At 69.5% G+C, this 14,821-nt stretch carries 16 protein-coding genes; 9 read left to right on the forward strand and 7 right to left on the reverse strand.

The genetic code is table 11. From position 1 onward, the window contains the following. Window positions 1-74: 74 nt before the first annotated feature. On the forward strand, window positions 75-677 hold the full coding sequence (locus tag EV667_RS00470; RefSeq protein ID WP_207907651.1) for a DUF6101 family protein: 603 nt from the start codon (window positions 75-77) through the stop codon (window positions 675-677). A 100-nt stretch (window positions 678-777) separates the two neighbouring features. Here EV667_RS00470 and EV667_RS00475 read toward each other — a convergent pair whose 3' ends face one another. After that, window positions 778-1,131: a hypothetical protein gene (locus tag EV667_RS00475; RefSeq protein WP_131833386.1), complete on the reverse strand. Its 354-nt coding sequence runs from the start codon at window positions 1,129-1,131 to the stop codon at window positions 778-780. Window positions 1,132-1,337: 206 nt separating this feature from the next. Between EV667_RS00475 and EV667_RS00480 the strand changes: the two genes are divergently transcribed. Then, window positions 1,338-2,033, forward strand: a complete 696-nt coding sequence (locus EV667_RS00480; RefSeq protein ID WP_131833387.1) for a TIGR00266 family protein — start codon at window positions 1,338-1,340, stop codon at window positions 2,031-2,033. 20 nt (window positions 2,034-2,053) lie between these two features. Here the strand turns inward: EV667_RS00480 and EV667_RS00485 are convergent, their stop codons facing one another. From EV667_RS00485 to EV667_RS00495, 3 genes are read right to left on the reverse strand one after another with little or no spacing between them, the layout of a single operon-like run. Beyond that, on the reverse strand, window positions 2,054-2,605 hold the full coding sequence (locus EV667_RS00485) for a chromate transporter (RefSeq protein WP_131833388.1): 552 nt from the start codon (window positions 2,603-2,605) through the stop codon (window positions 2,054-2,056). After that, entirely contained in the window at window positions 2,602-3,264 is a 663-nt protein-coding gene (locus EV667_RS00490; RefSeq protein WP_131833389.1) for a chromate transporter, read from the reverse strand. Before EV667_RS00490 ends, EV667_RS00485 begins: the two co-directional genes overlap by 4 nt. Before the next feature lie 35 nt (window positions 3,265-3,299). After that, a complete protein-coding gene (locus EV667_RS00495; RefSeq protein WP_131833390.1) occupies window positions 3,300-4,142 on the reverse strand; it encodes a hypothetical protein in 843 nt (280 codons plus the stop codon). A 215-nt stretch (window positions 4,143-4,357) separates the two neighbouring features. Here EV667_RS00495 and tal point away from each other — a divergent pair, with 215 nt between their 5' ends. Both tal and EV667_RS00505 read left to right on the forward strand, forming a co-directional pair. After that, a complete protein-coding gene (gene tal / locus EV667_RS00500) occupies window positions 4,358-5,329 on the forward strand; it encodes a transaldolase (protein ID WP_131833391.1) in 972 nt (323 codons plus the stop codon). Between the two features lie 119 nt (window positions 5,330-5,448). After that, window positions 5,449-6,204 carry a sulfite exporter TauE/SafE family protein gene (locus EV667_RS00505; RefSeq protein ID WP_131833392.1) on the forward strand — a complete coding sequence of 252 codons (756 nt, stop codon included), beginning with the start codon at window positions 5,449-5,451 and terminating at the stop codon, window positions 6,202-6,204. Here EV667_RS00505 and EV667_RS00510 read toward each other — a convergent pair. Together EV667_RS00510 and EV667_RS00515 are read right to left on the reverse strand one after the other, a co-directional pair. Beyond that, window positions 6,201-7,436, reverse strand: a complete 1,236-nt coding sequence (locus EV667_RS00510) for an MFS transporter (protein ID WP_131833393.1) — start codon at window positions 7,434-7,436, stop codon at window positions 6,201-6,203. The genes EV667_RS00505 and EV667_RS00510 overlap by 4 nt on opposite strands. A 21-nt stretch (window positions 7,437-7,457) precedes the next feature. After that, a complete protein-coding gene (locus EV667_RS00515) occupies window positions 7,458-8,657 on the reverse strand; it encodes a M20 aminoacylase family protein (protein WP_131833394.1) in 1,200 nt (399 codons plus the stop codon). 249 nt (window positions 8,658-8,906) lie between these two features. Here EV667_RS00515 and EV667_RS00520 point away from each other — a divergent pair, with 249 nt between their 5' ends. The 4 genes from EV667_RS00520 to EV667_RS00535 are packed head-to-tail and all read left to right on the forward strand — an operon-like array spanning window position 8,907 to window position 11,784. Next, the gene (locus EV667_RS00520; protein ID WP_131833395.1) at window positions 8,907-9,506 is read left to right on the forward strand and encodes a sigma-70 family RNA polymerase sigma factor; all 600 of its coding nucleotides are present in this window, start codon (window positions 8,907-8,909) and stop codon (window positions 9,504-9,506) included. Further along, entirely contained in the window at window positions 9,490-10,290 is an 801-nt protein-coding gene (locus EV667_RS00525; RefSeq protein WP_131833396.1) for an anti-sigma factor family protein, read from the forward strand. The genes EV667_RS00520 and EV667_RS00525 overlap by 17 nt, the downstream gene beginning before the upstream one ends. A gap of 29 nt (window positions 10,291-10,319) precedes the next feature. After that, a complete protein-coding gene (locus EV667_RS00530) occupies window positions 10,320-11,039 on the forward strand; it encodes a Bax inhibitor-1/YccA family protein (protein WP_131833397.1) in 720 nt (239 codons plus the stop codon). Between the two features lie 28 nt (window positions 11,040-11,067). After that, window positions 11,068-11,784, forward strand: coding sequence for a DUF2076 domain-containing protein (locus EV667_RS00535; protein ID WP_131833398.1), 717 nt, complete (start codon window positions 11,068-11,070; stop codon window positions 11,782-11,784). A gap of 200 nt (window positions 11,785-11,984) precedes the next feature. Here EV667_RS00535 and EV667_RS00540 read toward each other — a convergent pair whose 3' ends face one another. Then, on the reverse strand, window positions 11,985-12,983 hold the full coding sequence (locus tag EV667_RS00540; protein WP_131833399.1) for an adenosine kinase: 999 nt from the start codon (window positions 12,981-12,983) through the stop codon (window positions 11,985-11,987). 293 nt (window positions 12,984-13,276) lie between these two features. On the opposite strand from EV667_RS00540, the gene EV667_RS00545 reads away from it, so the two are divergent. Next, a complete protein-coding gene (locus EV667_RS00545) occupies window positions 13,277-14,812 on the forward strand; it encodes a lipid II flippase MurJ (RefSeq protein ID WP_131833400.1) in 1,536 nt (511 codons plus the stop codon). Window positions 14,813-14,821: the final 9 nt, after the last annotated feature.

The following is a 14,821-nucleotide window of genomic DNA, read 5'->3' on the forward strand; positions in this document are numbered from 1 at the left end:
CCGGCAACCGCCCGCAACTAGGGTGTCCCTACGACCGAGGCCACAGAGCCAGAAGATCGGCGGGGAGATGCGTGATGCGTCAACAGAAGATGGAAGCAGAGAAGCGCGCGGCCTGGCTTTCAGCCGCCTGCGACTACGTGGCGCTTGTGCGCCCCACGGTGCCGGAGGGCTGGCCGCTCCGGTTCGAAACGCCCGATCCGGGCGCCGATGACCGCGTGCGGCAGGTCGAGCTCGGTCGTCACCACGTGGTGCTGCGCCGCCGCGTTGCCGGCGTGCCGATGAGGGCGGCGCGCCCGCTCGCCGCCTATCAGGGCCTCGCCGTGGAACTGCTCGACCCGGACGGGGACAGCGACGGCGTCGCCATCGTGCTGGCGCATGAAGACCCGGCACTGTCGGTGACGCTCTACAGTGCGCCCCATATCAACGATGTGGTGGCGGAATGGCGTGGCTGGAGCGAGGCGCTCGGCCTGCCGATGCTGGTCAGCGAGGCGGACGGTAGCCGCCGGCCGGCCTATGCGATGATCGGCCGTCTCACCATCGGTGAGGTGCGCGGGCGGCGGGCACGCCGGGGCGCGCTCAAGCACCGCCGGCCGAGCGTGTATCGCCGGCGCGGCGCCGGGCGCCCGGGTGAACTCACCGTGCATCGCGGCGAGCGCGAGCTGAGCGCGCGGGACTGAAGCCGGCCGTCAGGAAAGGGGAGGTAGGGCACGAGGGATACGAAAAAGGGCGCAGGAAATGCGCCCTTCCTCGACATTAGGCAGATGCGTCAGAGGCGCGTCAGGGGCAGACATGCACCCAGCCACCACCCCAGCCGCGACGCCAGAAGCAGTTCGGACGCAGCGGCGGGCCCCAGCCGCGGGCATAGGGGGGCACGTACCAATTGTTCCAGTTCGGGCGCCAGCCGCAGCGCCAAGGGCCGCAGACCCACCGCACATTCTCGGTGAGCGACGTCGAGGGGGCGAGGATGTCGGCGGCAACGGCCGACGGCGTGGCAAGGCCGGGCGTGGCGACGCCGGCCTCGGCCGTGCCGGAGGCCAGGCCCACGCCGGTGAAGGCAGCGAAGGCCAGGGCAGCGGCGAACACCGCCCGGCGCAGCAGCGCGAGAACGGACGAGATGTAGGGATTACGCATGAAGCACTCCCAGGGGAAAGATGGCGAAAACGAGGCACGATAGCACGGGCCTTGCCCCGCACCAGCCGTAACCCCATGCAGCAAAGGAAAATTTGTTGCGTGAGCGGCGTGGCGGGCGACAGCGCGCCTCGTGCCGCTTAAACTCGGTGCCATGCCCCCCCGTTGACCGCGCCTCGCCGCGTGGCCGCGCCACCCGGAGACCTTCCATGCGCTCGAAGATCATCGGCACCACCCTGCCCGTTCTCGAACTCCAGCTCGATGCCGGCGACCGGATCGTCGGCGTGCCCGACCAGCTGTCCTGGATGTCCGGCGACATCGCACTGAACACCTCCACCGCCGGCGGCGGGGCGGGCGGCCTGCTCGGGCTGATGAGCCGGGCGGTCTCGGGTGGCGGGCTGTTCATGACCGAGTTTCACGCCCAGCGCGGGCCGGGCAATGTCGCCTTCGCCGCCAAGCTGCCGGGAAGCTTCGTGGAAATCGCGGTGGAGCCTGGGCGCGGCTATCTCGTGCATCGCCACGGCTTCGTGTGCGGCTCGCCGGGCATCGAGGTGACGACCGCCTTCCAGCAGACGCTGGGCGGGGCGGTGTTCGGCGGTGAGGGCTTCATCCTGCAGAAGCTCGCCGGCCACGCCAGCGCCTTTGTCGAGCTGAGCGGCGAGCTCGTCACCTATGAGCTTCAGCCGGGCCAGCAATTGCTCGTCCATCCCGGCCATGTCGGAATGTTCGAGGAGAGCGTGTCCTTCGAGATGACGACGATGCGCGGGGTGCGCAACGCGCTGTTCGGCGGGGACGGGCTGTTTCTCGTGCGGCTCTCCGGCCCCGGCAAGGTGTGGCTGCAGAGCCTGACCGCGCCGGGTCTTGCCCATGCGGTCAGCCCCTATCTGCCCGAACGCCGGGGGTAGGGGCGGGCGGCGACGGGCCGTCAGGGCGGGGGCATGCCCGCCCCCGTGCCGCTGAGCAAAGCGAGGCCCACCAGCCCGCCGCCGAGCACCAGGAGCGCCGGGTTCACCTTCTTCACGCAGTAGACCCCGGCGAACACGGCGAAGGCGATGATGATGGTCAGCGTGCCGTCGATCGCCGTGCGGGCGATGGAGATGGTGCCCGACGCCATCAGCCCGACAACCAGCGGCGCCAACCCTTGCTGCAGCGAGCGGCGCCAGGGCGAGCCCTCGAAATGGTCCCAGACCCGCGACGCCGCCCAGGAGATGGCCCCCGCCGGCAGGAAGAAGCCGACAAACGCCATCAGCGCGCCGAGAAAGCCGGTGACGTGGTAGCCGATGACGATGACCATCAGCATGTTCGGCCCGGGCACCACCTGGCCGAGGCCGTAAATGTCGCGGAACTGGTCGTCGGTCAGCCAGTGATGGGTTTCTACCACCAGCGCCTTGGTTTCCGGCAACACGGCGGCGCCGCCGCCAACCGCCAGGATCGACAGCAGCGAGAAGACGCCGAGGACCGATAGGTTCTCGTTCATGGGGCTTTCCCTTCGCCCTCGTCAGCATCGCCCTCGCCCGTACCGCCCCTGCGCGGGCGGAACAGGAACACCGCCACCGGCCCGACGGTCAGCAGCACCCAGACCAGCGAAATGTGCAGGAAGCTCACCATCAGCACCGTCGCGGCGATGATGGCGACGTTCAGCATCTGGCCGAGCTGCTTGTGGCCGATCTGCAGCGTCACCGCCGAGAGCATGCCGACGGCCGCCGCGCCCACCCCGACCAGCGCAGCGTTGACATAGGGGTTATGGGCGTTGGCGGCATAGGCGACGCCGAGCGCCAGCACCATGCTGCCGCCGGGCAGCGTCATGCCGGCAAAGGCGACGATGGCGCCGGCCACCCCGCGCAGACGGTCGCCGACGATGATGCTCAAATTGGTGGCGTTGAGGCCGGGCAGCGCCTGGGCGATCTCCAGCGCCGAGAGGAAATGCTCCTCGTCGAGCCAGCCTTTCTTCAGCACCAGGCTGGCCCGGAGATAGGCGACCACGCCGCCCCCGAAGCTGATGGCGCCGATATACAGGAAGGTGACGAAGATATCCCACAGCCGCACGCCGCGCGGCACCGCATAGGCGGCGGTCGCCCCGGCATGGAGCCCGGCGTCGGGCGCGGCGCCGGGAGCAGGCGGCACGGAAAAGCTCATGGCGGGGGCGGTTCCCGGATGTGAGGGGGCCGGCGTCAGCCCTCGTGGCTGGCCACGAGCTGCTTGCCGAAATTATAGACCAGCGCGGTCTTGGTGGCGCCCAGCTTCACCCATTCCGGCGCTTGGGTCTGTGCCGCCTTGAAGAAAGCTTCTGAACGCTCGCGGGCCTTGGCGTGAAGCGCGTCGTAGCGGTCGAATTTCGCCTGGAAGGCGAATTCGCCGATGATCGCGCTTTCCGTGGCGCGGTCGCGCCAGACCGAGATGGTCGCCTTGGCGGTGAGCCCGTGGCCGAAATCGAACGAGCCGACATTCACCTGCACTTCCTCGACCGGGAGGTTGTTGACCAGCGAGATTGTCGCCGCCTTGTCGGCCGGGCAGTGGTCGGCCAGTTCCGGAAACACAGTTGTGATGCGCTCCAGCCCCGCGTCCAGCACCAGGCCGGGGCTGAGCAGCACGCAATTATGCGAATAGAGCGAGCGCATGCCCCCTAGGCTGTCCTTCAGCGGCAGCAGTTCTTCCTTGAACTTGATGTCGGCGTGACCGCTGAGATGGGGCACGACATCAACCGCCGCCGCGACAGCCAGCTCCGGATGGCGGAACTTGAGGGTCAGCTCATGCTCCGGCTCGGGCCAGCCATCGGTGTAGAAGGTGCGTTTGCGCAGGATGAAGGCGTTTCGATAAAGATCGTAGTCCGGCGTGTCGTAGAACAGCACCTCGCGCACCTGGCGCTTGAAGCCGTCCTTGTTCGTCGTCGGCTCGACCTTGAACTCGGGCGCGATCAGGCACAGCTTGTGCCAGTAGACCTCGAACTGGTGCGGATCGAAGAAGCGCTCCGGGCGGAGCAGGATTTTGTATTCGCGGTAGTGAATGTCGTCCATGGAAGGTCCCGCTGGCCCAAGCCGCACACCAGATGGAGAATTACGCCTCTCGCGAAGCCGCGACAAGGCCAGTCTGAGAGCGATGTCACATGCGCGTCATCGCTTGCGCACCTTGAAGACAGCGCCCCAAATGTGGTCCAACGAAGCCGATCCGTCGCTCCGTGCCTGCGGACAGGACCACGGGGGTCCTTTCCCGCGAGAAGAGAGATAGCGCCATGCCCTCCAAGCTCGACCAACTGCGTACCATGACGGTCGTCGTTTCCGACACCGGCGACATCGAGACGGTGCGCCGCCTGAAGCCGCAGGACTGCACGACCAATCCCACGCTGCTGCTCAAGGCGGCGGAAATGCAGGCCTATTCCTTCCTCGTCGACGAGGCCCTCGACTGGGGCACCAAGCAGGGCGGCACCTCGGACGCGGTCGTCTCGGCGACCTGCGACCGGCTGGCGCTGAATTTCGGCACGGAGCTGTCGAAAATCGTCCCTGGCCGCGTCTCCACCGAAGTGGATGCCGACCTCTCCTTCGACACGCAGGCCTCGCTCGCCAAGGCGCGTTCCTTCATCAAGCACTATGAAGAGCGCGGCGTCGGGCGCGAGCGCATCCTCATCAAGCTGGCCTCCACCTGGGAAGGCATCCGCGCGGCGGAAATCCTCCAGAAGGAAGGCATCGACTGCAACCTGACCCTGCTGTTCTCGATCGCCCAGGCGGCGGCCGGGGCGGATGCGGGCGCGTTCCTCATCTCGCCCTTCGTCGGCCGCATTCTCGACTGGCATGTGAAGGCCGGCGAAGGCCCGTTCACCGCCGAGACCGACCCCGGCGTCGTCTCGGTGCGGCAGATCTACGCCTACTACAAGAAGCACGGCATCCCGACCGTGGTGATGGGCGCCTCGTTCCGCAACACCGGCGAGATCGAGGCACTGGCGGGCTGCGACCGCCTGACCATCGGCCCTTCGCTGCTCGACCAGCTCGCCGCCGACGAGGGCACGCTGGTGCGCAAGCTTGACCCGGCGAACACCGAGGGCGCGCCGGAGCGGATGCATCTTGACGAGCGCGGCTTCCGCTTTGCGCTCAACGAGGACCAGATGGCGACGGAAAAGCTCTCCGAGGGCATCCGCCAATTCGTCCGCGATCTCAATGCGCTGCGTGCTTTGGTGGCCAAGCGTCTGGACGGCGCCAAGGCGGCCTGATCGCTGTACCGCAGACGGCATGAACTGCTGCTTCGTCAAGCTGCAGGATCGCCGTTTTGTCGCAGTTGCAAGGAGGAGGGCACCGCCCTCCTCCGTCCCCTTCGCCGGTTCCCGCCTTCATGTTCGTGCCCGATCTCGGCTTTGTCCTCGCCGCCGGCGTTGCCGCCTTCTTTGTCGGCATGAGCAAGGGCGGCGTGCCGATGATCGGCTCCCTCGCCGTGCCGACCATGGCGCTGTTCATGTCGCCGGTGGTGGCGGCCGGCCTGCTGCTGCCGGTCTATGTCGTCAGCGACATGTTCGGCGTCTGGGCGTATCGCCGCGAGTTTTCCGGGCGAAATCTCGCCATTCTCATTCCAGCCGCCACGGTCGGCATCGGCATCGGCTGGGCCACCGCCACCATCGTCACCGATGCGATGGTGATGTTGATCGTCGGCGTGATAGGCCTCGCCTTCTGCCTCATCCGCTGGCTCGGCGGGGCGGGGCAGGTGGCGCGGCCGGCCGACCTGCCGCGCGGGCTGTTCTGGGGCGCGGTCTCCGGCTTCACCAGCTTCGTCAGCCATGGCGGGGCGCCGCCCTACCAGATGTATGTGGTGCCGCAGCGCCTGCCGAAGATGGTCTATGCCGGCACCACCACGCTGGCTTTTGCGGCCATCAACGCCATCAAGCTCATCCCCTATGCCGCGCTCGGCCAGCTCAACCCGGCCAATCTGACCGTCACGGCGGCGCTGATGCCGGTGGCGGTGGCGGCAACCTTTGTCGGCGTCTGGCTCACAAGGCGCCTGCCCGAGGCGCTGTTCTTCAAGCTGGTGATGGGCGCGCTGTTCCTCATCTCGCTGAAGCTCACCTATGACGGCGCGATGGGCCTTGCGGGCTAATCCCCCTCCGCGAGCGGCTGCGCCATCGCCGCTGCGCACCAGAAGCCCAGCGCCAGCAGGCCGGCAAGCGCGGCAACCGCCAGCAGCACGGCGTCATAGGAGCCGGTGGCGGTCCACAACATGGCCATGCCCGCCGGGGCCAGCGCGCGGGAGAGGGTGGCGGGCACCGCCAATGCGCCGTTGACCGCGCCATAGGCGCGCCGGGTCAGCAGTTCCGGCACCACCAGCCCACGCACGATGGTGATGATGCCGTTCACGGCGCCATAGGCAAGCGCAAACAGCGCCACGAAGGCGAAATCGGGTGGGATCAGTTCCAGCGCGAGAAAGGCGAGGGGGAACACCGCGACGATGATCGCGCCCACCACCCGCACCGGCGCGCGCGGCGCCAGCAGCGACACCAGAACCCGCCCCCCGACCTGTGCCGGGCCGATGAGGGCGAGGGCGCTGACCACCGTCGCCGTGTCGAAGCCGCGATCCAGCAGCAGCGGGTACATGTGGAAGGTGAAGCCGGAGAACATGGCGGCGTAGGCCGTGAAGGCCACGGCCAGTGCCCAGAACACCGGCTGGCGGATCACCTGCCCGACCACCGAGCGCGGTGCGCCCGGCAGGCGACGGGCTTCGGGGTAGGGCGTGGCCCGGTCGCGCCGGGCATCGACGGCGAGGAAATTCACGGTCGCGCAGACGAGGATATTCACCGCGCCGAGCACCAGCAGCGTGCCGCGCCAGCCGACCGCGCCGAGCAGCAGCTGGATCAGCGGGATGAAGGCGGTGGAGGAAAACCCGCCCCACAAAGTGAGCGCCGTGATGCCGGCGCGGGCGCGCAGCGGGCCGGCACGCCGGGCGACGACGGCAAAGGCCGGCTCGTAAAGCGTCGCCGCCTGCACCGCCCCGATGCCGGCCACCGCGACATAGAACAGCGCCAGGCTCTCCACCTGCGCCCACAGAACCAGAAGTGCGCCGGCCAGCAGCGAGGCCCCCGCCATGATCGCCCGTCCATGGCCACGGTCGATGGCCGCCCCGACGGGATAGGCAGCGAGGCCGGCCAGAGCGAGCCCCAGCGTGGCGGCGCCGTAAAGCTCGGCCTTGGACCATCCGAGATCCGCGCCCATGGCCTGCGCGATCTGCGGGAAGCTGTAATAGAGGCTGCCCCACGAGCAGAGCTGGGCGACGCCGAGCCCGATGATGAAGGGCGTGCGCCCATTGGGTGGGGCGGAGGAAGAACCGGAGGTCACGACACGCCCGCTCTCAAGCCGTCACCCGCGCGTCGCCGGGCCGAGCAGGGTCTGCACGAGATTCACCCAGTAGCTGGCGCCGACGGGCAGCAGCGCGTCGTTGAAATCATAGGCGGCGTTGTGCAGGTTCGGCCCCGGCCCGCTGGCGAGGCAGAGATAGGCGCCGGGCACTTCTTCCAGCATGTAGGCGAAATCCTCCGCCGCCATGATGCGCTCGAAATCGGCATCGACCGCCGCGCCCACGGTGGCATGCGCCGCCGCCAGCGCGTGGCCGAATTCGGCCGGGTGGTTCACCAGCGAAGGGTAGCGCCTGTCATAGTGGATCTCGGCCTTTGCTCCCTGCGCGGCGCAGACGCCCACGACAATGGCGCGGAAGCGCTCCTCCGCGAGATCGCGGATAGCGGGTGCGAAGGTCCGCACCGTGCCGCGCAGCACCACCTCGTCGGGGATGACGTTCCAGGTGTCGCCGCCATGGATCTGGGTGACGGTGACGACCGCCGCTTCCTGCGGGTTCACCGCGCGCGCGACGATGGACTGCAACTGGGCGACGATATGGGACGCCGTGAGCACCGGGTCGATGCCGCGCTGGGGCATGGCGGCGTGGGCGCCGCGCCCGATCACCTTCACCTCGAAAATGTCGAAGGCGGCGAACATGGCGCCGGGGCGCCCGAGAAAGGAGCCGAAGGGCGCGTTCGGCCAGTTGTGCAGGCCGTAGACCGCCTTCATGGGGAAGAGGTCGAACAGGCCCTGATCGACCATCACCTTTGCGCCGCCCTCATTCTCCTCCGCCGGCTGGAAGATGAAATGCACGGTGCCGGCGAAGTCGGGATGTTCGGCCAGATGCCGCGCGGCGGCGAGCAGCATGGTCATGTGGCCGTCATGGCCGCAGGCGTGCATCTTGCCCGGCGTGTCGGAACGGTACGGCAGGTTGGTGGCCTCATGGATGTCGAGCGCGTCCATGTCGGCGCGCAGGCCGATGGCGGGACCTTCGGGATTTCGTCCCTTCAGTGTCGCCACCAGCCCGGTGCCCGCGAGGCCGCGATGGACCGGCAAACCGAAGCTCTCCAGCTTCGCCGCCACATAGGCGCAGGTGCGATGTTCCTCGAAGGCGGTTTCCGGCATCGCATGCAGGGTGCGACGCCACCCGGAGAGTTCCTCCGCCTGCGCCGCGAGGGCCGGGAGGATGCCTTGGGTGGAGCCGTCGCCTGTCGCCTGATGCACCGTTCGTACCTCCTGCTGAGCCGCCGGCCGGTGCCGTCGGTTCGGCCAGTTAGGCCCGGCCCGGCGAACGCGACAAGCGCGATGGCGGCAGGGGGGCTACGAGCTGATTGCATGGGTGCAATGCAGCACGAGGGGGCGGGCGCTTTCGCTGTTGTGAAAAGCGCCGTGCCTGCCGCTACGTTATGCGGGCCGCGACAAAAAATCAGGCGAGGGCGGGATGAAAGACGGCGACGGCTCCGTATACGGAACATGAAGCGCGACGAGACCTCCTTCGACGTGCCGGCCCAGCTCGGCGTGATGCGGCGCTATGCGCGCACCCTGACGCGCGACGACATCGAAGCCGAAGACCTGGTTCATGACGCGCTGGTGCGCGCCTATGAGCGGCGCGGCAGCTTCGACGCCGACCGTGCGGCGCCCGGCAAGGGGGGGCAACAGCATCGAGGCTTGGGGCAGGAAGGCACGGGGCTGCGCGGCTGGCTGCTGTCGGTGCTGCACAATGTCTTCATCGACCGCCGCCGCTCGCGCATCGCCGAAGCCCGCCGCGAGGCCGACAGCCTCGATCTCGCGGACACCACCGCCCCGCCGGTGCAGGAGCATCGCCTGCGCCTCGCGCAGGTGCGCGACGCCTTCATGGCCTTGCCGGAGGAGCAGCGGGCGGTGCTGCATCTCGTCGCCATCGAGGGGCTCGGCTATGCCGAGGCTGCCGCCACGCTCGGCATACCCCAGGGTACGCTGATGTCCCGCCTGTCGCGCGCCCGCGCCACGCTGCGGGCCATGGAGGACGGCACGGCGGCGGGGGACTCCAACCATTTGCGAATCGTAGGAGGTACGGATGAACCGTCCCGTTGATCCCGTCTCCGGCGACGACCTGCAGGCCTATGTCGACGACCAGCTGAGCGTCGCCCGCCGCATCGATGTCGAGGCCTATCTGAGTGCCAACCCTGCGGCGGCCTCGCGGGTGATGGGCGATCTGCGCATCCGCGACGAGCTGCGCCTGGCGCTCGCCGAAACGCCGCGCGCCGCCTCCACGGCGGCGGCGCGGCTCGCCACGGTGGAAGCGGCGCGTCGGCTGCAGGGCGCTCTGTCGCGGGCGCGCTGGACCCGTCGCCTGCGCATTGCCGCCATGGTGGCGATGCTGGTGGGTGCCGGCTGGATGGCGAACGCGCAGTTCGGCCATTTCGGCGTGAGCCGCGTCGTCGCCTCGGGGCTGAGCCCGGCCTATCTGGACGACGCCGTGCGCTCGCACCGCACCGCCCTCGTGCGCGCCGGCATGCCCTCGCAGCCGGGCACGAGCCATTACGACCCGGCGGAAATTCTTTCCGCCACCGCCATCGTCATGCCGGCATTGCCGGAAGGCTGGAAGGTGGAGGATGTGCAGGTGTTTCCCTCCACCTTCGGCCCGAGCGTGGAAATGACCGTGCGGGCCGGAGACATCGGCACCGCCTCGCTCTTCGCGGTGCGGCCCGGCGGCTTCGACGTGGTGCCGGCCACCACCGTGCCGCAGGACGAGCTCACCGCCGCCTACTGGCAGATTGGCGAGGTGGCCTATGCCCTCGTCGCCCAGACGAATCCGGCTACCGATTCCGATGATCTCGACCGGGCGGCCGCGCGCCTTGCCCGGTCGCTCTACTGACCCCAGATGCTTCTCATCAGGAGACTGACATGAACACGCCGAATTCCGGCTTCCAGTGGTCCCGCACCGCGAGCGTCGACCAGGCCGTCTATGACGAAGGCCTGCGCCGCCACATGCTGCGGGTCTACAATTACATGGCGCTCGGCCTCGTGCTGACCGGCGTGGTGGCCTTCGTCGTCGGCACCACCCCGGCGCTCTATGTGCCGATCTTCTCCTCCCCGCTGAAATGGGTGGTGATGCTGGCCCCGCTGGCCTTCGTGCTGATCTTCTCGTTCCGCATGCAGTCGATGTCGGCGTCGAGCGCGCAGACCATGTTCTGGGCGTTCTGCGCGGTGATGGGCCTGTCCATGGCGTCCATCTTCCTGGTGTTCACCGGAACCTCGATCGCGCGCACCTTCTTCATCGCCGCGACCATGTTCGGCGCCACCAGCCTCTATGGCTACACCACCAAGCGCGACCTCTCGAAGTTCGGCTCGTTCCTGATCATGGGCCTGATCGGCGTGGTGATCGCCAGCGTGGTGAACATCTTCCTCGGCTCGACGATGCTTCAGTTCATCGTCTCCGTGGTCGGCATCCTCGTCTTCGTCGGCCTGACCGCCTGGGACACCCAGTCGATCAAGGAGCAGTACGCCGACAATTTCGACGCCGAATCGCAGCAGAAGCTCGCCGTGTTCGGTGCCTTCTCGCTCTACCTGAACTTCATCAACATCTTCCAGCTGCTGCTGAATCTGACCGGCGAGCGGGAGTGAGACGACCATTTAGCGAAGGAACACGTCCATGAATGACCAGGACCGACAGGCCATTGACGGCCTCTTCGCCAAGCTCGCCGAGGCCGAGCGCCAGTCCGGGCCGCGCGACGCGGACGCGGAAGGCTTCATCGCCCAGCGCGTCGGCCAGCAGCCGGCCGCGCCCTATCTGATGGCGCAGACCATCGTCATGCAGGACTACGCGCTGCAGCAGGCGCAGGCCCGCATCGAGGCGCTGGAACAGCAGGCGCAGCAGGCACAGGAAACCGCGCGACCGGCCGGTGGCGGCGGGCTGTTCGGTGGGCTGTTCGGCTCCAGCGAGCCGGCGCGCCGCGGCTCCGTTCCCTCCATGCCGCGCGCCGCTTCTCCGATGGGCGCGGGCAGTGCCATCCCGGCCGGCGCGTCGCCGGCCTGGCGCTCCGGCGCCGCGCAGGACGGCCAGCCCATGGGGGGCCCGATGGGCGCCGCCGGGGCCCAGCAGCCGGGCGGCTTCGGCCGTCCGGGCGGCGGCGGGTTCCTGGCCGGCGCGGCGCAGACCGCAATGGGTGTCGCGGGCGGCGTGCTGCTCGGCAGCGCCATTGGCAGCATGTTCGGCGGCGGCGAGGCCAAAGCGGCCGAAGCACCCGCCGAGGCCCCGGCTGAAGAGCCGGCGGCTGCCGACGAGCCGACGGATGCGGGCGCCGATGATGGCGGCTTCTTCGGTGGCGGCGGTGACGACTGGTTCGGCGGCGGCGGCGACGAGTTCTGACCTCGCCACTTCTGAACGAGCGACGTTTACCGCGTCTGTTTCCCCTGCCTTCGGGCAGGGGCACTTCCCAACTCAAGCAGGCCGGCCCCTCACCGGCCTGTTCTTTTTCGTCGGGCGCAGGCCCTGGAGAACGCGTTCTCACTCTTAGGATTAGAGGGCGATTTACCGATCAGATTGGTTCAACCTGATCGGATCGCACTCTAGACGGCGAGGCCGTTTTCTTCCGCATAGGCCTTCAGCGGCCGCTCCGGGCGGGCGCCGATATGGCTGATGATCTCGGCCGCGCAGAGCGCGCCGAGCGCCAGGCATTCCTCCGCACCGAAACCCCTGGCGAAACCGTGGAGATAGCCGGCGGCGAACAGGTCGCCCGCCCCTGTGGTGTCCACCAGCTTCGGCACCGGGAAGGCCGGCACCTCGACGCGTTCGCCCCCTGAAACGGCCAGCGCGCCCTTCTCGCTGCGGGTGACGACGGCGTGGCGCGCGTCCTGCCGCAGCTGGGCGAGCGCGGCGTCGAAATCGGTCTCGTAGAGCGACATCAGCTCCGCCTCATTGGCGAAGACGAGGTCGACCGTGCCCTCGCGCAGCAGTTTCAGGAACTCCGCCCGGTAGCGCCCGACGCAGAAGGCGTCCGACAGGGTGAGCGACACGGTGCGCCCGGCCGCATGGGCGATGCCGGCGGCCTTGAGGAAGGCTTCCTTGGCCGGCGGCGGGTCCCAGAGATAGCCTTCGAGATAGGTGACCTTTGCGCTCGCCACGAGGGCTTCGTCGACATCGGCGGGGGAAAGGTCCTGCGCCGCACCGAGATAGGTGTTCATGGTGCGCTCCCCATCGGGCGTCACCAGGATGAGGCAGCGGGCGGTGGCGGGGCCGTCGCTGGCGGCGGGCGTGGCGTAGGCGACGCCGGCGGCGCGGATGTCATGGGCGAAGATGCCGCCCAGCTCGTCATTGCGCACCTTGCCGATGAAGCCGGCGCGCCCGCCCAGCGAGGCGATGCCGACCATGGTGTTGGCGGCCGAGCCGCCCGATATCTCCACCCCCGGCCCCATGGCGCCATAGACCGCCTCGGCCCGCGCCTCGTCGATCAGCGTCATGCCGCCCTTGCGCATGCCGTGGCGGTCGAGGAAGGCCTCTTCGGAGCGGGAGATCACGTCGACGATGGCGTTGCCGAAGCCGATCACATCGAGCGGGGGGACGGTCATGGACGGCTTTTCTCCGCAGGGTTTCGCCGGGGACGACGGCGGGTCACGCGGTAGCAGACGGGCGCCCATCCCGCAACGCCGCCGCCGCGCGCTGTGCTCTCGCGGGGCCTGCCGGCACCATGATTCCCTCTCATCCCCGGGCTCGACCCGGAAGCCCGGTCGGCTTGCGGGGAGCGCGGGCTTCCCGTCTGGATGGCGCCCGACCATGAGGGGGCGAACGGTGCGCGGGCAACCGAAGCCCCGGCCCCAAGGCGCCGCTTTGCCTTCCCGCGCCGGCCGACTATTGCTAGCCCATGGCCCTGCTCCGACACGCCTCCACCGTCGCCGCGCTGACGCTCGCCTCGCGCGTGCTCGGCTTTGCGCGCGACGCCGGGGTGGCGGCGCTGTTCGGCACCGGCGTGGTGGCCGACGCTTCCGTTGCCGGCCTCGCCTTGCCGCAGATCGCCCGCCGCCTGCTCGGCGAGGGCGCGCTCAACGCCGCGCTGCTGCCGGGGCTGGCGCAGGCGGAGGAAGCGGCGACGCGCCGACGCCTGGCCGGGGCGACGGTGGTTCTCTTCGCGCTGGCCGGCCTTGCCCTGGCCGCGCTACTCTTTCTGTTCATGCCGGCCGTGGTGAGCGTGCTGGCGCCGGGTTTCGCCGGGGATGGCCCGCGTGCGGAAGGCGCGGTGCTGGCCGGGCGGCTGGCGGTGCTGTGCCTGCCGCTCGCCTTGCTCGCGGGGGTGTTCGCCGCCTTCGCCAATGCGAGCGGGCGCTTCGCCCGGCCCGCCTTTTCCCCGGCCGCCGCCAATGTTGCGGTCATCGCGCTGCTGGTGATGCTGTGGCTGGCGGGCGCCCACACGATGGGGATGGAGACCGCGCTCGCCTGGCTGGCGGCGGGGGCCGTGGCCGGGGCGCTGACGCAGTTCGTGCTGAATCTGGCCGCCGTGCCGCGCGGTTTCGTCCAGCTCTCGGTCGCGTCCGCCGATCTCCGGGCCGCGCTGCCGCTGCTGGCCGGGGCGGCGATGCCGCTGCTGGCCGCCGCCCTGCCGCAGCTGCGCTTTCTCATCGCGGCGGCGGCCGCCTCGGGGATTGGCGGCGGGGTGGCGGCGCTGTTCTATGCCACCCGCCTCGTCGAATTGCCGCTGGGGCTCGTCGGCGCCAGCGCCGGGGCGGTGCTGCTGCCGGCGCTGGCGGCGGCCGGGCGCGACAAGGGCGAAAGCGGGCTGGGCGCCGGAGGATTCGAGGCGGCGCTGGCGCTTTCGCTGCCGGCCGCGCTCGGCCTTGCCGTGCTGGCCCACCCCATCGTCGTGGTGCTGTTCGAGCGCGGCGCCTTCGACCCGCAAGCGAGCGAACTCACTGCGCGCGCGCTCGCTTTGCTGGCGCTCACCCTGCCGGCGCAGGCACTGGAAAAGGTGCTGATCACCATCGCCTTCGCGCGCGGCCTGTCCCGCCTCGTCACCGCCGCCAGCCTCGCGGCGCTGCCGGCGGGGGCGCTGGTCGGGTTCCTCGCGGTGCAGCCGCTCGGCATGGCGGGGCCGGCGCTGGGCGTGCTGGTCTCCAGCCTCGTCGGGCTCGCCGGGCTGTGCGTCGGCCTCGGTCGCCGACGGCTGATCGTGCTGCCGGCACCCGCGCGCCGCCGGCTGGCGCGGCTGGTCGTGGCGGCGCTCGCCATGGCGGGGACGGTGGCGCTGGCGCAGCCCTTCGCGGCGGGCGCCCTCGCTGATGGCGGGCTGACGGCCGCCGCCGCGCTGGCCGGCCTCGTCGCCCTGGGGGCGGCGGTCTATGCCGGGGCGGTGCTGGCGCTGGGCGGCGTCGAGATCGCCGCGCTGCGGGCGGGCTTTCGCAAATAGCGCCTCAAC

This window comes from Ancylobacter aquaticus (assembly GCF_004339465.1).
Classification (GTDB): Bacteria; Pseudomonadota; Alphaproteobacteria; order Rhizobiales; family Xanthobacteraceae; genus Ancylobacter; species Ancylobacter aquaticus.